General features: G+C 62.5%; 23 protein-coding genes and 1 pseudogene. 11 read left to right on the top strand and 13 right to left on the bottom strand.

The features are described from left to right. The first annotated feature begins 2 nt into the window (after positions 1-2). Positions 3-998 (top strand): ABC transporter ATP-binding protein, encoded by a 996-nt coding sequence (locus SNOV_RS03990; RefSeq protein WP_013165629.1) that lies wholly within the window; start codon positions 3-5, stop codon positions 996-998. A gap of 13 nt (positions 999-1011) precedes the next feature. Continuing rightward, the gene (locus tag SNOV_RS03985) at positions 1012-2055 is read left to right on the top strand and encodes a dipeptide ABC transporter ATP-binding protein (RefSeq protein ID WP_013165628.1); all 1044 of its coding nucleotides are present in this window, start codon (positions 1012-1014) and stop codon (positions 2053-2055) included. Positions 2056-3358: 1303 nt separating this feature from the next. Here SNOV_RS03985 and SNOV_RS22830 read toward each other — a convergent pair. After that, positions 3359-3631: a hypothetical protein gene (locus SNOV_RS22830; RefSeq protein ID WP_013165627.1), complete on the bottom strand. Its 273-nt coding sequence runs from the start codon at positions 3629-3631 to the stop codon at positions 3359-3361. Positions 3632-4005: 374 nt separating this feature from the next. Next, positions 4006-4344, bottom strand: a complete 339-nt coding sequence (locus SNOV_RS03975; RefSeq protein WP_041781973.1) for a hypothetical protein — start codon at positions 4342-4344, stop codon at positions 4006-4008. Between SNOV_RS03975 and SNOV_RS03970 the strand changes: the two genes are divergently transcribed. Beyond that, positions 4334-4513, top strand: coding sequence for a hypothetical protein (locus SNOV_RS03970; RefSeq protein ID WP_013165625.1), 180 nt, complete (start codon positions 4334-4336; stop codon positions 4511-4513). The two genes, SNOV_RS03975 and SNOV_RS03970, sit on opposite strands and share 11 nt — an antisense overlap. A 124-nt stretch (positions 4514-4637) precedes the next feature. On the opposite strand, the gene SNOV_RS03965 is transcribed toward SNOV_RS03970, so the two are convergent. The 3 genes from SNOV_RS03965 to SNOV_RS03955 form a co-directional block, all read right to left on the bottom strand. Further along, positions 4638-5144 (bottom strand): DUF6790 family protein, encoded by a 507-nt coding sequence (locus SNOV_RS03965; RefSeq protein ID WP_013165624.1) that lies wholly within the window; start codon positions 5142-5144, stop codon positions 4638-4640. A 385-nt stretch (positions 5145-5529) separates the two neighbouring features. Then, the gene (locus tag SNOV_RS03960) at positions 5530-6582 is read right to left on the bottom strand and encodes a sensor histidine kinase (protein WP_013165623.1); all 1053 of its coding nucleotides are present in this window, start codon (positions 6580-6582) and stop codon (positions 5530-5532) included. A gap of 576 nt (positions 6583-7158) precedes the next feature. Then, positions 7159-7407, bottom strand: coding sequence for a hypothetical protein (locus tag SNOV_RS03955; protein ID WP_013165622.1), 249 nt, complete (start codon positions 7405-7407; stop codon positions 7159-7161). 204 nt (positions 7408-7611) lie between these two features. On the opposite strand from SNOV_RS03955, the gene SNOV_RS03950 reads away from it, so the two are divergent. The 4 genes from SNOV_RS03950 to SNOV_RS23725 all read left to right on the top strand — a co-directional run bounded on the left by SNOV_RS03950 (position 7612) and on the right by SNOV_RS23725 (position 8868). Then, on the top strand, positions 7612-7842 hold the full coding sequence (locus SNOV_RS03950; protein ID WP_041781971.1) for a hypothetical protein: 231 nt from the start codon (positions 7612-7614) through the stop codon (positions 7840-7842). 192 nt (positions 7843-8034) lie between these two features. Continuing rightward, positions 8035-8328: a hypothetical protein gene (locus SNOV_RS03945; protein ID WP_144295942.1), complete on the top strand. Its 294-nt coding sequence runs from the start codon at positions 8035-8037 to the stop codon at positions 8326-8328. 72 nt (positions 8329-8400) lie between these two features. Then, complete coding sequence (locus tag SNOV_RS03940; protein WP_144295941.1) at positions 8401-8643, top strand: hypothetical protein; 243 nt, start codon at positions 8401-8403, stop codon at positions 8641-8643. A gap of 51 nt (positions 8644-8694) precedes the next feature. Then, entirely contained in the window at positions 8695-8868 is a 174-nt protein-coding gene (locus tag SNOV_RS23725) for a hypothetical protein (protein ID WP_013165619.1), read from the top strand. 34 nt (positions 8869-8902) lie between these two features. Here SNOV_RS23725 and SNOV_RS24015 read toward each other — a convergent pair whose 3' ends face one another. The 4 genes from SNOV_RS24015 to SNOV_RS03925 form a co-directional block, all read right to left on the bottom strand. Next, the gene (locus SNOV_RS24015; RefSeq protein ID WP_013165618.1) at positions 8903-9109 is read right to left on the bottom strand and encodes a hypothetical protein; all 207 of its coding nucleotides are present in this window, start codon (positions 9107-9109) and stop codon (positions 8903-8905) included. A gap of 303 nt (positions 9110-9412) precedes the next feature. Further along, positions 9413-9658 (bottom strand): hypothetical protein, encoded by a 246-nt coding sequence (locus SNOV_RS23335; protein WP_144295940.1) that lies wholly within the window; start codon positions 9656-9658, stop codon positions 9413-9415. A gap of 79 nt (positions 9659-9737) precedes the next feature. Beyond that, a complete protein-coding gene (locus SNOV_RS03930; protein WP_013165617.1) occupies positions 9738-9929 on the bottom strand; it encodes a hypothetical protein in 192 nt (63 codons plus the stop codon). A gap of 94 nt (positions 9930-10023) precedes the next feature. Beyond that, positions 10024-11061, bottom strand: coding sequence for a fatty acid desaturase (locus SNOV_RS03925; RefSeq protein ID WP_013165616.1), 1038 nt, complete (start codon positions 11059-11061; stop codon positions 10024-10026). Positions 11062-11149: 88 nt separating this feature from the next. On the opposite strand from SNOV_RS03925, the gene SNOV_RS24350 reads away from it, so the two are divergent. Then, positions 11150-11383 (top strand): DUF6894 family protein, encoded by a 234-nt coding sequence (locus SNOV_RS24350; protein ID WP_013165615.1) that lies wholly within the window; start codon positions 11150-11152, stop codon positions 11381-11383. Here the strand turns inward: SNOV_RS24350 and SNOV_RS23330 are convergent. The 3 genes and pseudogenes from SNOV_RS23330 to SNOV_RS03915 all read right to left on the bottom strand — a co-directional run. Then, positions 11375-11881: a hypothetical protein gene (locus tag SNOV_RS23330; protein ID WP_144295939.1), complete on the bottom strand. Its 507-nt coding sequence runs from the start codon at positions 11879-11881 to the stop codon at positions 11375-11377. The two genes, SNOV_RS24350 and SNOV_RS23330, sit on opposite strands and share 9 nt — an antisense overlap. A 453-nt stretch (positions 11882-12334) precedes the next feature. Continuing rightward, on the bottom strand, positions 12335-12667 hold the full coding sequence (locus tag SNOV_RS22820) for a tyrosine-type recombinase/integrase (protein ID WP_335328983.1): 333 nt from the start codon (positions 12665-12667) through the stop codon (positions 12335-12337). A 45-nt stretch (positions 12668-12712) separates the two neighbouring features. Beyond that, positions 12713-13021: pseudogene (locus tag SNOV_RS03915) on the bottom strand (chromosome partitioning protein ParB); the annotation flags it as partial. Between SNOV_RS03915 and SNOV_RS23720 the strand changes: the two are divergent. From SNOV_RS23720 to SNOV_RS24005, 3 genes are all read left to right on the top strand, one after another. Then, entirely contained in the window at positions 12977-13129 is a 153-nt protein-coding gene (locus tag SNOV_RS23720; protein ID WP_187291172.1) for a hypothetical protein, read from the top strand. The pseudogene SNOV_RS03915 and the gene SNOV_RS23720 sit on opposite strands and share 45 nt — an antisense overlap. A gap of 831 nt (positions 13130-13960) precedes the next feature. Beyond that, positions 13961-14122, top strand: a complete 162-nt coding sequence (locus tag SNOV_RS24010; protein WP_244412855.1) for a hypothetical protein — start codon at positions 13961-13963, stop codon at positions 14120-14122. After that, on the top strand, positions 14119-14349 hold the full coding sequence (locus SNOV_RS24005; protein WP_244413042.1) for a hypothetical protein: 231 nt from the start codon (positions 14119-14121) through the stop codon (positions 14347-14349). Before SNOV_RS24010 ends, SNOV_RS24005 begins: the two co-directional genes overlap by 4 nt. Positions 14350-14533: 184 nt before the next feature. Here the strand turns inward: SNOV_RS24005 and SNOV_RS03905 are convergent, their stop codons facing one another. Beyond that, positions 14534-15322: an SDR family NAD(P)-dependent oxidoreductase gene (locus tag SNOV_RS03905; protein WP_013165613.1), complete on the bottom strand. Its 789-nt coding sequence runs from the start codon at positions 15320-15322 to the stop codon at positions 14534-14536. Positions 15323-15373 lie beyond the last annotated feature (51 nt).

The raw sequence follows: 15373 nt of genomic DNA, 5'->3' as shown, positions 1-15373 counted from the left end.
CCATGTCCGCCCCCCTCCTCTCCATCCGCAACCTCTCCGTCACCTTCGCCACCGGCCGCGGGCCGTTCAAGGCGGTGGACGGGGTCGACCTCGACGTCGATCCCGGCGAGCTGGTCGCCATCGTCGGCGAATCCGGTTCCGGCAAGTCGGTCGCCATGCTGGCGGTGATGGGCCTGCTGCCCTGGACCGCCAAGGTCACCGCCGACCGATTGACGTTCGACGGCCGCGACCTGCTGGCGCTTTCCCCGCGCGAGCGGAGGAAGATCATCGGCCGCGACCTCGCCATGATCTTCCAGGAGCCGATGTCGAGCCTCAACCCGTGCTTCACGGTCGGCTTCCAGATCCGCGAGGCGATGGCGGCGCATCTCGACCTCTCGCGCGCGCAGCGGCAGGCGCGGGCAGTGGAGCTGCTCGAGCTCGTCGGCATCCCCGAGCCGGAGCGGCGGCTGCGCGCCTTCCCGCACCAGCTCTCCGGCGGCATGAGCCAGCGCGTGATGATCGCCATGGCGCTCGCCTGCAAGCCGAAGCTGATCATCGCCGACGAGCCGACCACCGCGCTCGACGTGACGATACAGGCGCAGATCCTCGACCTGCTGCTGCGGCTGCAGCGGGAGAGCGGCGTGGGGCTGGTGCTGATCACCCACGACATGGGCGTGGTGGCGGAGACCGCGCAGCGCGTCTGCGTCCACTATGCCGGCCAGCAGGTGGAAATGCAGGCGACGGCCGGCCTGTTCCGCGACCCGCACCACCCCTACACCGCCGCGCTGCTGGCGGCGCTGCCCGAGCGCGCCCATGGGCGCCTGCTGCCCTCCATTCCCGGCGTGGTGCCGGGACTGGCGGACCGGCCGAAGGGCTGCCTGTTCTCGCCGCGCTGCCGCTTCGCCACCGAGAGATGCCGCACCGTGCCGCCGCCCCGCCAGGGCGCCGAGCTCGGCTTCGCGCTGTGCCACACGCCACTCGTCGACGGTGCGCCGCAGCGCAAGGAAATAGCTGCTTGAACGAGATTGCCGCATGAACCAGCCTCACGAGCATCTCCCGCACGAATCCGCCGCCGCGCAGGCGGTGATGGAAGCGGTCGACCTCGCCCAGAGCTACGAGGTCTCGCGCGGCCTTATGGCCAAGTCCGCGACGGTGAAGGCGGTGGCCGGCATCAGCTTCCGCCTCGCCCCGCGCTCGACGCTCGCCATCGTCGGCGAATCCGGTTCCGGCAAGTCGACGCTGGCCCGCATGCTCACCATGATCGAGCGTCCCGGCTCGGGCTCGCTGCGGCTCGACGATGTCGACGTCGCCGAGGCCGACGCCCGCACCCTGCGCCGCTACCGCGGCGAGGTGCAGATGGTGTTCCAGAACCCCTATGGGTCGCTCAATCCGCGCCAGACGGTGGGCAAGGCGATCGAGGAACCGCTGCTGGTCAACACCACCCTCTCCGCCACTGAACGGCGCGAGCGCGCGCTCGACATGATGAAGCGCGTCGGCCTGCGCCCGGAGCATCACGGGCGCTACCCGCACATGTTCTCCGGCGGCCAGCGCCAGCGCATCGCCATCGCCCGCGCGCTGGTGCTGCGCCCGAAGATACTCGTGCTCGACGAGCCGGTCTCCGCGCTCGACGTCTCCGTGCGGGCGCAGGTGCTGAACCTTCTCGTCGAGCTGCAGGAGAGCCTCGGCGTCGCCTATGTGTTCGTCAGCCATGACCTCGGCGTGGTCAGGCACATGGCCGACGAGGTGCTGGTGATGTATCTCGGCCGCGCCGTCGAGCACGGCCCACGCGAGGCCATCTTCGAGGCGCCCAAGCACCCCTATACGCGCGCCTTGCTCTCGGCGACGCCGGTGGCCGACCCGGAGGCGAAGAAGGACCGCATCGTGCTGGAGGGCGAACTGCCCTCGCCCTTCAACCCGCCCAAGGGTTGCCCCTTCAACCCGCGCTGCCCGCTGGTGATGGACCGCTGCCGGGTGGAGATGCCGCCGCTGGAGCCGAAGGGCAGCCAGCTCGTCGCCTGCTGGGCCGCGCAGGACACGCCCGGCCCGACGCCGATGCGGCGCGCGGCGGACGCGTGAGGGGGCGGCCTACCCCATCCACCCGAACGACCTCATCCTGAGATGCCCGGCGCCAGCCGGGCCTCGAAGGATGCTCGTCCGGGCGTGCTCAAGTGAGCATCCTTCGAGGCTCGCGGAGCCTGTCCTCGGGCTTGCCGAAGGCAAGACCCGTGGGCTCGCACCTCAGCGTCTGACTCTTAATGGCTTTTCGAGGTGGTGGTGGCCGCCTTTGGGCCGTCATCCCCGGGCACGTCTCAACCGATTCCGACACGCGCTCATGAGCAAGATTTGAAATTATCGAATCCGCCCAACTGAAAGGTACAGCTAGTTCGTATCGCCTTTGGCGCGCCACCTTTTCTTCCGTGGAATCAAAGCACTGTAGCCGACCGCCATTTCCGTAAAAGGTCCGCTGCGGGCGTTGTGTCGCCACCGTGTCGCCACGGCGAGGGAAAATAGCCGGGATTTGGCGGGAGGGCGCGGGATCTGCCGGGACAAGAAGCGATGGTGCGACTTCGTCCAGAAGCCGTGCACCGTTGAGCACTCATAGGCTCGCTTCCTTCGCATCCATTTCATCCATCTCGAAGGTGTAGTGGTGATATCGGCTGCCCGGGGATTAGCCTTCCGGCCTTGGAGTGTGAGGTAGCGGATACGCTCCGCCGCGAACATCGTGAGGAGGCTGGGCAACGTCGGCCGGAATCGATAGGCCGCCTTCCATGAGCCCGCGACCAGAATACAGTGTGCCGACGCTGATGGGCTTGAGCTGATCGCGGTTGCCTTCCCTGAGGCGCATCGAGGGGATGAGCATAATCTGGACTCGCCGACCCTCCATTTTCGGAGGGTAGGTCATTCTGCCCGCGGAGGCTTAAGTGCCGATGATCGGAATAAGGTTCCCGCTCTTCCGTCCTGAAGTTGACGCCGAAGCTGAAGCTCCATTCCCAGCTTTTGATAGCGACGGTGTAGAAGACAGCGTCGCTCCAGGCCGACTTCCGCACTCGCTTGAGTTTGGTCGATTTCGCGGTGCTCTTCACCATTTTCTCACCGTGCGCTGCAGCGGCTGATTTTAGTCCGGAATCCGCTCTACAGCGTCCGCCTTCTTGTAAGTGTTGGCGTTCATTTTCTCCGTGACGCGCCAGCGCTGAAAGTCGCAGCCGGATTCGCGAGAGCTCGGCGGTGAGACCTCATGACACAACCCATCGCGATTCCCCGCGTTAGTCTACCTTCTCGTCCAGGAGCGGGCATGAGTCGCGAGAGGATTGCAGCAGACCTCCGGCAGGCCGAACGCCAGGTGGAGCTTCGCGTCATGGAGCAGGCGCTCAGGGAGCCGTCATGCCCTGCCTGTGATCGGTTCCGGAAAATCCGAAACCTGCTGCTCTTTAGCGGGCAGCCATCGGTTCAACAGAGCTCGATATTCCTTGCTCAGGTTCTGGATTTCGGGCTCTGAGAAAGGCCACTCGCCGACTACGATGCCCTGGCGAATCTCGTTGGCGAGCACCGGCCAAAAGCGACCGACGAGAGGGCGCACTTCCTCTTCCGGCAACCCAATCCTGAGCAGATCTAGCCGGCACAGCTCGCGAGCCGTTTCTTCCGTCTTTTTCATTTTCGGGGCTCCAGCGGCGTCAGCGCCGTGAATTAGGAGACATAGGGCGGTAGCGCCCACCGGCAAGGGAGCGTGGAAGCCGGCCAGAGCATCGTTCCGGCTGCGGAACGCTGTTTGTTCTCATTTTGCTCTCACGGAATCCAATTGGCCTCACAGGGAGGTCAACGTGCTCCAGCGAACGATATGCGGCCTATCGCCGGTTGATGCAGCGCATGCCGAAGGAACTGCGCGCGTTTCACAGCAGCGCCAGGACCTGGTGCAGCAAAGGCGCCCGTCGGCGAGACGGTTTACGTTGCGCTCGACAGCCTCAACAGTGCCCTCATTCTTACGGACCGCGAGCTGCAAGGTGCGATCGATGGCGAGCGCAAGGCACGCTACGCGCCAGAACGACCCCGGAGGCCGAGCAGGTGCACCAGACCCAGAAGCAGCGCGAGGTTGACCAGCATGCCCAACATGAGTGCGGCAACGCCGTTGAACGCGCCAAACAGCTCCAGGTCGGGCATGAGCAGCACCCATGGCAGGCTGAGGGTCACGGCATAGATCGCCACAAACGGGTCCGGTTCTAGGCCAAACCAGCTTCGCACCGTCGCTAGGATCAGCAGCAGTGATATCACGCACGCGAGCACGTAGATGACGACGGCCCCTTTCAGGAGCCTCATTCCGGCTCTCAACAGGAGGCTGCGGTTCATCGGGAGAGCGGGCATGAGCGTCATTTCCTACGTCGTCCTGCCATTTATCGAAAATGACGATGGCGAGCTTCAGCTGGGAGAGGCGCAGGAGGCGCAAACCGCTTTGGCTGCCATTGGCCGCGCTGCGGTGCTGGCGCAGAAGCATGCCGGCGCCATAGCGTTCTCGCGCGCCGGCAATCCCGACTTAGGCTAGTTTGAGCCGGCGGTCACCCTGGCGCGCTATGGCCACGCCGGATGAGTAGACGCCAGAAAAGGGGGCGCCGATGAACGACAATGACTTGCTGCGGGAGCGACAGCGCAACCCATTCGAAAGCGTGTCACAACGCCCTTAGCATCCGACGCACCCCGCCGCGGCGGTTAACGATCCAAACCAACACGGGCAGAAGGACGGCCTGGATCGCCATAACCGGCAGAAGTAAGCCAAAGTTGTTCGGCGCGAAGTCATGCGCCACGACCGCGTCGCGGACATGGCCGACGGCGAGACCGGCGCAGAACAACGCCGCGCACCAGGCGATAGCCGCTTGGAAAGAACGGCTGCGCCAGAAGGCGGCAACAGCGACAACTCCGAGTGCGAGGTTGGCTATTCCGATCTCGAACTGGAACGGCGAAACCTGCCAGCCGATCGATTCCGCAGCGATCTGAGGAAAGAAGAGGTGATAGATACCGGCCAAAAGGGAGGCCGCCCCCACTGGCAGCAGCAGCAACCAGCGCAGCAACCGCTCCGCCAAGGACCCTTCGCTTCGAACTGCAACGGCGGCCACGGCTGAAATGCCGAAAAAAACAGCCGGCAGGTTCGTGAGCACAACGCGGGTTAGCTCAGCCATTCCATCGACGGCCCTCGCCTCGACGATGTCCGTAATCGCCTGGCCATTCGGCGGCGAACGGCACCGATTGCTCTGCCATCATCCTCTGCCGCCCGGACGAGATCAAGAAGCGGATCCTGCCCAACTGCTGTAGGGCGGGCTTTCAGCGGCCCTTGACTCTTGCACGTACACCCCACCGCTGTGGTGGAGCAATGTTCAAGTCATAAGGCCCCTGATTCCCAGCGCCGGCCTCCCATGCGGAGGCAAGCGGATGCAGATCTCCCGGCGGAGCGAAGCCACTCGATCCCGCATTGGTGTATCGCGTGCTGGTGTCGCTCGCTCGGGTGCAAGAGCTGAGGGGGCTTCATCGGCTCCGACGACAAAGCGTTTTAGCGGGAATGGGTCCCTATGCAGCCGGTGGAGCGTTGGGTTGGCCATCGGAGGGCCCCCGGTGACTGATTATCACCGCGGTACCTGGGGCTGCATCACTCAGTTGGATTTCACTTCGCAGATTCCTGGCGAGCGCCTCGACAATCCCGGTGCCAAGGCCCGCCTTGGTGGCGTCGCTCCCTGTCGGCATGCCGATGCCGTTGTCGGTCACGGAAAGAGTCCAATCGCCACCTGTCGAGCGATAGCCGATCTCAATCCTGCCCATCGGCTGATCCGGGAAGGCATGCTTGAGTGCGTTGATGACGAGTTCGGTCACGATCAGCCCCAAGCTGATAGAAACGTCCGCCTCCACCGCGCTGTCGTCCACCGTCACCTCTATCGAAAGTCGGTCTGGGTCCGAGATCATCGAAGCGCCGAGGCTTTGGCAGAGTTGCGTCAGATAGGTGCGCAGCTCGACATTTCCTCCCGCGGATGTCGAGAGATGCCTCTGCACAGTGGCGATCGACATGACCCGGTGATGGGCATTGTGCAGGTGTCCGCGCGCTTCCTCGGACTGAACCCGACGCGCGCTCTGCATCAGGACGCTCGCAATAATCTGCAGACTATTCGCGACCCGGTGCTGGACCTCTTTCATGAGAATGGCCTTTTCTCTAATGAGGTCGTCTTTCAGCCGGGCTTCGGCGCGCATGGCCGTGACGTCGGTCACCGCCATCAGCAGTCGAACACGATCCTTATCGCCGTCATCAATGGTCCGCGCGTTGATAACCAGTTGCCGTGTGTTCCGGTTTGGGCGCCTGAGGTCAATTTCATAGGCTTCGATCTGCGCGCTTCCCGATGCGGTCGCCCGCAGCAGCGAGGCGAGCTGGGGCATTGCCCACTCGCCGTCACCAAGCTCGCGGAGCCGTTTGCCGGGGATCGTCGCGGGATCTATTTCGAAGGTCCGGCAGAACGATGTGCTCGCGGCGATGACCGTCTGGTCCTCCGACAGGAAGAGCAGAGGCTCGTTTGATGAGACCACGACGGCAAGCGTGCTCGCCGCTTCGAAATGGACGATAGGTGCTTTGGACATGAAAAGGCCCTCAAGGGCCGGAGACTCGCGAAGCAAGCCATTGCTCGGCAGGAACGCCCGTCAACACAGACCTTAAGGCCGACGCTCCGATGGACCTTATCATGTCGCCTCTGTACCGGCGTCACACTTAATCGGCATAGCCAATGGATTCGCGAGACGGGGCATCTGCCGCTCTAGGCCCGCCCGCCGCCAGCAACGTCGTGAATGCCGGATCGCGGTCGCCGCCGTATCTTTGGTCCAGACAGCATGAAGGTAGTCGCGCCGTCGTCGTCGACGATGCACACGGTGGTAGCGCTCTGAGAGACATCAAGCCCAGCAACGAGCGACATTCATCCCTCCTGTCCTGTCGTACGCTGCGCAGCTCGGTCCGCCGTCGCTACATTCCTTATTGCGTGCGGCTAGGGCCGGGACGATGGTGAGGCTTGTTGTGATAGCCGGCATGGCCAAAGCTGCGGCGGACCCGGTGTTAGCCTCAGGTCTGGCCGCCGTCGCCGCTTCTGCCGCACGCGCTGGAACCGGTGGGGCAGCCCCTACCGGAGGTGCTATTGGCGCAGGTGGTGAGGGGTATAGCTGAAGCTATCCGGGCTCCAGCGCCCCCTCTGGCACCTCGCCATAGCTGGCGATCAGGACCGGAGGCTCAGCATCGCCGCTCTCGGTTTCCACCTCGGTTGAAAAGGCGATGGCGCCGGCCTTCACCAGGCTGAAGCGCTTGGCCTTCCGGTCAGCATCTTCGGCACTGCGGGCCTCCATCGGAATGCCCGCTTTGATCCGACCACGCTTTCCAGCCTCGAACGGCTGGACGACGTAGAACGTCTTCTTGGTCATTGGAGCCCCAGCTTCTGCGTGGCTGCGGGTCTACGCCACGGCGGCGACTTGTCGATAGCGCTCTCGAACTATCTGCAAACGAATCGCTAGCCCTCTAGGAACGGGCTTTCCAAAGGCTCGTCCATACACGTTTACGGCTCCCCTCATCCGGCGCGTCGGGCCGCGCATCGCGGAACGGCCGCATTCCCCGCGCTATTGTGCAGGATGAAAAACACCGTTGAAGTGCGTGCCAGGGCCATATGCGAGCTCGATCTGATGGAGACCACGGAGCTGCGGCAGGCGGCCCTGGCTGCCGCCGTGGATCGCTATTGGCATGTCATTGCCGCTGAGATCGAAGCGGGGCTGATCGATGCCGCTGGCGTCCGCGTCGACTATGACCATGAAACCGGGATGAAGGCGTATCAGGCTTGGTGCGCGCGGCATCCCGTCTGCTAGACGGCGGCGAACAGACGTCTCGCCCTATGTCTTCATCGCTGCCGGCCTCTCTGCCTCCCGGTTTCGACACCGCGTGCGGCATCGAAGACCATACGTCCCCCGCCCGTAGTGATTTCGAAGTTTGCGGAACCGAAAGTGGGTCTGGTCGTTTGCCGCTGCGTCAGGGGCGACGCGTAGCGCGTGGGGACAGTGGTGGAAATTCTCCGCAGACTGACAGGCGCGGGCATGTTGCGCCCGCCAGGCATGGCCGCTGCACGAGCTGAATACTGGCTTTCCGTGAGGCGGCGAAAGACCGGTCCGAAGGCCGGCGAGGTGATCATCAGCGGGCAGGTTCAGACCGATATGGCCGCGCTTCTTGGCGCCCGCGAGGGTCGCGCTTGGCTGACGCTGGAGACTGGCGCGATCTACGAGGTCGAACTGCACCCTCTCACCACAACTACGGCCGAGTTCCGTGTGCTGCCTCCCTTCGACGGGCTCCTGGCGTAAGGTGCACTTGTGCACCTTGGGGCTCACGCATGGACCTGATGGGGTATGATCCTCTGCCAGGAGGCCACCGCCATGCCCCATAGATTGCAGCAGCCGCTTGCCCGGCCTATCGTGCTGTTGGGTGATCCTCCGCGCACGATTGATACCTTCTTGGCAGCCGTGGAGTTTCTGGCTTCGAACGACGAGATGCGCACGCCGGAAGTCGAAGCTACTATCGATCAGCTCATCGCCGCCGGACAGAGCGGTGACCCCTCCGCTGTAGACGATGTTACCGACCGGCTCGTGCGACTGCTACGTCAGCGCGGGCAAATCTGAGCCGCCGATCCCTATATTGATTGTCTAGGCCCGCTGCATTAATCCGCCGCCATGACCGAAAAACTGGAAGCCCTTCGCGCCCGTCTGATGTCGGCGCAGCGCGAACTCATCAAGGCCGCCGCTGAGGCCGGCACCATCCCCTCTGACAACGCACTGCGCAAGATTGCAGACTTGGAGGTCACCATTGGCGCCGTCGAGACGATGATCGACGAGCGGACGAGATAAATCGCGGACGCTGTGCAGCAAGCGACGGGCAGCGTTATGCGTCGAGCCCGCCGATGACCGGAGGCGGCCGGATCGGACCATGTGCGATTGGCATTCGCCGGGTCGAAACGGCTCTCAGCATATTCCTCGGCAACGTCGGGAAGCGGTCGGAGGCGGCCGTGGCGAGCTTGGTCAGACGCCCATAGTCTTCGTCGCTGACGATTATTGGCGGCTTGCCGGCAGTGGTGTTGAACTTGGTCATGGTTGTACGGCTCCATGCCACGGGACCCATCTTCGGGGTCTCATGGCGCTGAAACGAATTGGGATGTGATGGCAGACGCGCGGGTGAGCTGATCCACCCATGGCCCAGCGCCCCGAAGTCCGGCGCGTCCAGGCCGAACTTCGGGCTACGATTCCGCGATCGGATGCAGTCGCAAAACGATGGGCTGTGCCGTGCTCATGCGCTTGAACTTGAGGGCTGGTGGCGCATTGTCAAGTCGACGCCCGTGTCGGAGCAGCAGCGCCGCTGCGAGCCGGTCAGCCGACAGGCTGTATCTCGGGCGCTTCAACGTAGGCGAGGTGCGCTGGTTTCCAGGCGACGAACAGCATCCACGGAAATGGATGCCACGAGCGTGCCGTCCTCAGCGAAGACGTCGAGCGTCAGCAGGCCGAGAGGTGACAGGTTCCCTCCCACGTCCCGCAGAAGCTGCCCGATCGATGATACGGCTTCCGACCAAGCCATATTGTCATCTCGAAGATCAGCTTCGGTCACAAAGGGGCGGTCGGACCAACGGAAGACATAATACGGCACCTGGCATCTCTGGTCGGTTGCCTTGACTGTCTCATGGGCAAACACCTCTCTTTTGAAGAGGTTGCACGCGTGCCGACGGCTACTCGGCCAAGGTTTCTCTTTGGTGGATGAGATTGTCTAAGAGAGCTTGCTGATCCGCGATGCGTTCGGCGGTGCGCTCTTCGTCTGCGCCGCCGGAGAGGGCGGCGGCCTGTTCAGTCAGCTCGGACAGATTCTGACGCGCGATGGCGATGCGCTCATCCAATTCGATCAACGTCGAAGAATGGGACATGTACCTCGCTCCTCCATAAGCAGAGATCCAGGCAGCGCGCATCGATTTGGGCTGGGCTCGGTGCGTCAGTCGGATGATGATTGCAGTGACTCAGTCAATCCCGCCTCTTTGTCCGGCTTGCTTCCTCGAACGCTACCAGGCGCCCCTGCTCTTCATCCCAGAGCGTCAACCGGACACATTTGAAGCTTTGCCAAAGCGTCAACCGGCCAATGTCGGCAAGGTCGGGATGGTCGCGCAGCACTTCCGGCAAGCGATAGTAGGGAATCCGACTGCAGAGGTGGTGCACATGGTGCATTCCGATATTTGCCGTGAACCATCTGAGCACCCTTGGCAGATCATAGTGCGAGCTGCCATGCAGCGCCGCTTCATGGAAGCTCCAGCTGTCGTCCCTCGCCCAGTTGGCCCCGTCGAACTGGTGCTGGACGTAAAAGAGCCAGACGCCAGCCGCTGCACCAAGGAAGACAATGGGCATATGGATGATGATGAAGGGCCAGAAGCCCGCCGCCCAGGCAAGCAGCGCACCAAGAACGCCTATGCCCAAATTGGTCGCCATTGTGCTTACCCATGGCGACCAGCCCCTTCGAAGCGCGCCATACGGTAAGCGACTCTGGAGAGCAAAGATGTAGATTGGGCCGAGGCCGAACATCACCAAGGGATGTCGATATAGGCGGTAACGCGCTCGTCCCCACCGCGAAAGATCGAGGAATTCGCGGACCGTCAATGTATCGATGTCGCCTATGCCCCTATGGTCAAGATTGCCGGAGCTCGCATGATGGATGGCATGGCTGGCTTTCCAATAGTCATATGGCGTCAGGGTCAGGACACCTATGATCCGCCCGGTCCAGTCATTCCAGTGCCTGCTTCGAAAGAAGGATCCGTGTCCGCAATCGTGCTGGATCATGAACAGCCGCACCAGAAGGCCAGCGGCGGGGAGCACGAGCAAGCCATAGAGCCAGAATTGTTCGAGCTTCAATGCCAGCAGCATCGCGCTCCACGCGATGGCGAATGGAAATGCCGTGATCACCAGTTCAATCATGCTTCGACGCGCGCTCGACTGCCGATAGGCTTGCAGTTTTCTCAGCCACGCAAGTGCCTCCGGATCAGGTGATTTCACTTCACGAGCAGTGACCATGGGACTCTCGAAGCCTGTTTTCTGGCCGCCGACGAAACACTGGGTCTCGTGAGGCGTTGTTGAAGGTGCTTAATGGGGCCCGACCGCCATGCCGCTCTATCGCTTTAGGCTTACGGGCCAGGATCAGGAAACGCCGGTCGACCTGCCTGATGATGACGCCGCTTGGGCCCAGGTCCGGGCTTTGTGCGGTGAAATTCTGACGGACGTGAACGCCAATCTTCCAAGCGGCGCGGATTGGCAGATCACCGCGACGGACCACCGCGGGCAAGACGTCGGTTCAATTCGGATCGTGGCTTCGCGACGCCAGCGGCCCTTATCCTAGCTTTATCTCGCCGCGTCCTTCCGGTATGTCGCTGGCGCCTCCCTCATTTTCCCAGCGAGCAACAGCACGGCCATCTGAGCCGATGGCTTGACCATCAGCCTCCACCGGAGATCCGCCATCTTTATGCCTATGCAGGAACCGCGCTATCTGTCCTCTTAACATGGCGGTGTTCTGCAGTTCACCCATGGTTCCTGCGCTGTCAAACAGCTCACGCTGTATCATCGCAGGAAGGCGGGGCCACTGCATGAGAAGCGCAGCTCCCAGACAACGAAGGACATGTTCCTCTTCTGCCGCGAAGGTAGTGTTGTCGTGTTGCGCAGCGTTATCGGAATGCAGTGTGTGCTCGTAATTGTTCTTGAGCCATTCTTCGTTGTCGGCTAGATCTTGTGAGCTTTTCTGTAGCTTGCGAAATCGTGAAATCTCGGATGAATTATCGGTCATATTGGCCATGCTTTCGTAATCATCTGACATTTTTGAGTATTTATTCGGATCAAACATCGATGGTCCTGCATCGTTCACATGTGTGAATTGTATATTGTCGATTTCGGAAATTGTTCCGGTCGTAACGTCAACCCATCCCCGAGGCACTGTCCGGTCGGACCCGCAGTCCATACAGTCAACGGAAATCGAGTCGGGCCCATTTGCGGTCACAATGACATTCGATGACTCACAGGCATAACAACGCATCTCGCATCCCTGCGCGATTTGTCGATTGTCCATTTTGGATGCCAATCTCGGCGGTGGCCGGGGTTCGAGATTTGCGGACGGGCGATACGGCCGCCGTCCGAACATTTCTCGGCGCGCGCCTTTTATAGCGGCGATTACCTACCCTATCACTTCGCGATTAAGTCGTAATCACACAGGTTCGTGTCTCGAAGGGAGTATTTCGCGGTCGGCAGGATGGCGGCAATGCGCCGCCCTTCCCCTTTCTGCCGGTGCACTCTTCAAATCCTAACGCTGCTTCGAACGCGGGGCCTCTGCGCCGTCGGCAGCGGCTCTCCCATGGGCCTTCGCAATGTCGTCGCCGATCCGGTTCGCCGCTTTGCGAAGCGGGTCGTTGTCGAGATGAGCATAGCGCTCTGTCGTGGCTGTGTTGGCGTGGCCTAGCAGCTTTCCGATGATGGGAAGGCCAAGGCCTGCACCGGCGCCGAAGCTGGCGTTGGTATGGCGAAGGTCATGGAGGCGGACACCTGATAGCCCAGCCCGCGTCGAAACCGCTGCCCAGGGACGTTTTAGATCCGAGCGTGGCTTTTCTTCCTTCGTCCCGGCATTGGCGCCAGCAATGACATAGGCGCCTATCCGGGGGCAGTTCCGACAGGACGGCTAGGGCATCCCCGTCTTCTTCTTGTCCGCGATCTGCTCCGCTGCCTCGTCGCCAAGGGCATCGCGCACGGCGGCAAGGATGTGGGCCTTGGTGACGCGCCCGAAATAGCTGCGCGCGGTCGCGGTCCAGTGCGCGGTCATGTCGAGCGTCACCGCCGTCGCCAGCTTGTCTTCCGTCTCATGGGCGCGGCGCTTGCTGGTATCCCATGGCAGCTTCACGGCATTGACGGTGAGCGAGGCGCAATACGCAAGCAAGGCCATGAGGCTCGCATGGTCGAGACCTGCGACGAAGCCCCAGAGGCGCGCAAGCTGGCGATCATCCTCCACCGTCTGTGGATCGACGGAACCGAGTTCAACTATGGCGCCGGAGCGGTGGTCACGCGGGCGATGCGCACCACTCTGAAGGCACAACGTGCGGTGTGACGCGCATCGAACGGCAATCTGACGGAGGCACGACGGTCAGTATTCTGCAGCTCCCGCGCGCGGAGAGACGCCCTTGGCGGGGCGTTGAACGAGGATGAGTCCGCTATCTTGCCGGCATCCGCCCCTCTTGGGGATGAGTGCGAGTGATAGCTAGGACCGTCTCGTCACGGGTCTGAACAGGCCCGAAGGAGAGCATGCGACAACCCTTGCGCTGAGCGCGTAGTAACGCAGGGACCCCGCCACAAGGTGCGCCTGTTCGGCTTGCGGATTGATGACGTTCAGCCAAAGATCTGAGAGGCAGGAAAGTGCGAAGTTGCTCTTGACGTTAAGGACCCGATTAGGACGGCAAGATAAAGCGGATTTACAATCCGCGCGGGCGACGCCCGCAAAATGTTGTCTGCACGTTGTTTTCCGTTCCGGAAAACGGACCTAAGTGGCGTTTTGGAACGTGCGGTTTTTCGCGGCGACCTTTCAAGCGTTTGATAGGTTTATCGTTTTCTTGCGCGCGCGCAATGTGCGATCTGCCGTGCGCGCGCCATAGCCGACGTTTCAACGCTATACTTTGACCGAGTGATTTTCGACTTGTGGGTCGGACTTTGGTAGCCAAACCTGCGGTCATGACACGCCACGACGAGAACGATTTCCGCATCAAGCCGGGCCGGCCGCGAAGCCGGCAGACGCGGCTGAAGACGCACGAGTTGCCCTTCGTCCAGCAGGCGCTGATCGCCGCGCGCCATGCCGGTGGCGGCGCGCGGCGATCAGCGACTTTCTCCGCCAGCGGCTCGATGCCCCGGACGACGACGCCCTCCCCTCCAACCCTCTCAAAGGAGCTTGATCACGACACGCGTATTGTTTGTCGGGCAGACGCCGGAAACCGTCGACTTTACCGATCCGTCCCTGCCGCCCGGGTTCAATGCTGAAAAGATCCAGGCGGGCATCGACATCGCAGGGACGACCATGACCGAGCGCGGTTGGCTGGCGATATCTGCATGATCGCTCCCGATGACAGCGGCATCGCCGTACTGGCCACGCAGTTGGTGGAGACGGACTACGATTGCGTCGTGATCGGTGGCGGCCTTCGCATCCCGCCAAAAGGGTTGCTGTTTTTCGAGAGGGTCGTGAACGCCATCCACCAGGGCGCGCCGAAGGCGGCGATCGCCTTCAATACCCGTCCCCAGGATACGGCAGAGGCCGCGGCGCGGTGGATCGGCGCAGATTGACCGCAAGGCGGGGTGTCCGGCCGCGGCGGGGTGCGGGACCCACCGACGTGGCGGGCCGCCCCACTCTTCGGGCGGCCGAGCTCTTGCTATGGCACCGAGGACGTAGGGTTCAAGAGCGTGTTGCTGGTCATGATGCTTAGCCGTGTTGCTTCTGCAGGGTCCGGGTTTCGCTGACGGAGGATGCTCAGCCGAGCCGGCGATAGCGTTCCGCGGGAAGCGCATTGACGAGCTTGCCGAGCATGGCTTTGCGAGCGCCGTCGAAAGCGTCCCACAGGCCGGCATCGTGCAGCGGCGGGATGGTCACCAATTCGCGCCGGTCGAACCCGACGAGGGCAGCGTCCACCAGATCGCCCACTTCCATGACATTGCTCATGGCATCGAGGTCGGCACCGACATGATCCCAGATCTCGGTCCGGGTTGTGGCGGGCAGCACGGCCTGGATGTAGACGCCCTTCGGTCCGAGTTCGTGCGCCAGCCCCTGCGACAGGAACAGCACGAAGGCCTTGGTCGCGCCGTAGACGGTCATGCCGAATTCCGGCACCAGGCCAACGACTGAACCGATATTGACGATGGCGCCTTCGCCGGCCTCGGCAAGCCGCGGAGCAATCGCGCCGGCAAGGCGGACGAGCGCCGTTGCGTTGAGCGCAACAAGTCTCGTCATCTCATCGACGCTCTGCTCGACAAAGGTTCGACCGATCGCTGTGCCGGCATTGTTGACGAGAATACCAATGCGCGCGTCATCCCGCAGCCGCGCCTCGACCTTGGCAAGATCCGACGCCTGGGTGAGATCGGCTGGCAGGATATCGATCGTCACGCCGGTTTCCTGGCGCAGACGGCCGGCAAGAGCCTCCATACGCGTCACGTCCCGGGCGACCAGCACGAGGTCGTGTCCGCGTCGAGCAAACCGCTCGGCATAAATGGCGCCAATGCCCGTCGAGGCGCCGGTGATCAGTACAGCAGGATTCTGGCTCATCGGATTGCCCTTTTGCGTGGTCGACCTTATATTCATGATGCTCATCATGAT

Origin of the sequence: Ancylobacter novellus DSM 506, assembly GCF_000092925.1 — a bacterium.
Classification (GTDB): domain Bacteria; phylum Pseudomonadota; class Alphaproteobacteria; order Rhizobiales; family Xanthobacteraceae; genus Ancylobacter; species Ancylobacter novellus.
This window is presented reverse-complemented; position numbering and strand designations above follow the sequence as displayed.

Bases quoted from the DNA above. Each gene is read 5' to 3' on its own strand.
- SNOV_RS23720 (WP_187291172.1), top strand. From the start codon at position 12,977: ATGGTCGAGACCTGCGACGAAGCCCCAGAGGCGCGCAAGCTGGCGATC.
- SNOV_RS03905 (WP_013165613.1), bottom strand. From the start codon at position 15,322: ATGAGCCAGAATCCTGCTGTACTGATCACCGGCGCCTCGACGGGCATT.
- SNOV_RS03950 (WP_041781971.1), top strand. From the start codon at position 7,612: ATGAAAAACACCGTTGAAGTGCGTGCCAGGGCCATATGCGAGCTCGAT.
- SNOV_RS23330 (WP_144295939.1), bottom strand. From the start codon at position 11,881: ATGTTTGATCCGAATAAATACTCAAAAATGTCAGATGATTACGAAAGC.
- SNOV_RS03990 (WP_013165629.1), top strand. From the start codon at position 3: ATGTCCGCCCCCCTCCTCTCCATCCGCAACCTCTCCGTCACCTTCGCC.
- SNOV_RS03940 (WP_144295941.1), top strand. From the start codon at position 8,401: ATGCCCCATAGATTGCAGCAGCCGCTTGCCCGGCCTATCGTGCTGTTG.
- SNOV_RS22830 (WP_013165627.1), bottom strand. From the start codon at position 3,631: ATGAAAAAGACGGAAGAAACGGCTCGCGAGCTGTGCCGGCTAGATCTG.
- SNOV_RS24350 (WP_013165615.1), top strand. From the start codon at position 11,150: ATGCCGCTCTATCGCTTTAGGCTTACGGGCCAGGATCAGGAAACGCCG.
- SNOV_RS03975 (WP_041781973.1), bottom strand. From the start codon at position 4,344: ATGACGCTCATGCCCGCTCTCCCGATGAACCGCAGCCTCCTGTTGAGA.
- SNOV_RS24015 (WP_013165618.1), bottom strand. From the start codon at position 9,109: ATGACCAAGTTCAACACCACTGCCGGCAAGCCGCCAATAATCGTCAGC.
- SNOV_RS03930 (WP_013165617.1), bottom strand. From the start codon at position 9,929: ATGTCCCATTCTTCGACGTTGATCGAATTGGATGAGCGCATCGCCATC.
- SNOV_RS03925 (WP_013165616.1), bottom strand. From the start codon at position 11,061: ATGGTCACTGCTCGTGAAGTGAAATCACCTGATCCGGAGGCACTTGCG.
- SNOV_RS03960 (WP_013165623.1), bottom strand. From the start codon at position 6,582: ATGTCCAAAGCACCTATCGTCCATTTCGAAGCGGCGAGCACGCTTGCC.
- SNOV_RS03965 (WP_013165624.1), bottom strand. From the start codon at position 5,144: ATGGCTGAGCTAACCCGCGTTGTGCTCACGAACCTGCCGGCTGTTTTT.
- SNOV_RS03985 (WP_013165628.1), top strand. From the start codon at position 1,012: ATGAACCAGCCTCACGAGCATCTCCCGCACGAATCCGCCGCCGCGCAG.
- SNOV_RS03955 (WP_013165622.1), bottom strand. From the start codon at position 7,407: ATGACCAAGAAGACGTTCTACGTCGTCCAGCCGTTCGAGGCTGGAAAG.
- SNOV_RS03970 (WP_013165625.1), top strand. From the start codon at position 4,334: ATGAGCGTCATTTCCTACGTCGTCCTGCCATTTATCGAAAATGACGAT.
- SNOV_RS23725 (WP_013165619.1), top strand. From the start codon at position 8,695: ATGACCGAAAAACTGGAAGCCCTTCGCGCCCGTCTGATGTCGGCGCAG.
- SNOV_RS24005 (WP_244413042.1), top strand. From the start codon at position 14,119: ATGATCGCTCCCGATGACAGCGGCATCGCCGTACTGGCCACGCAGTTG.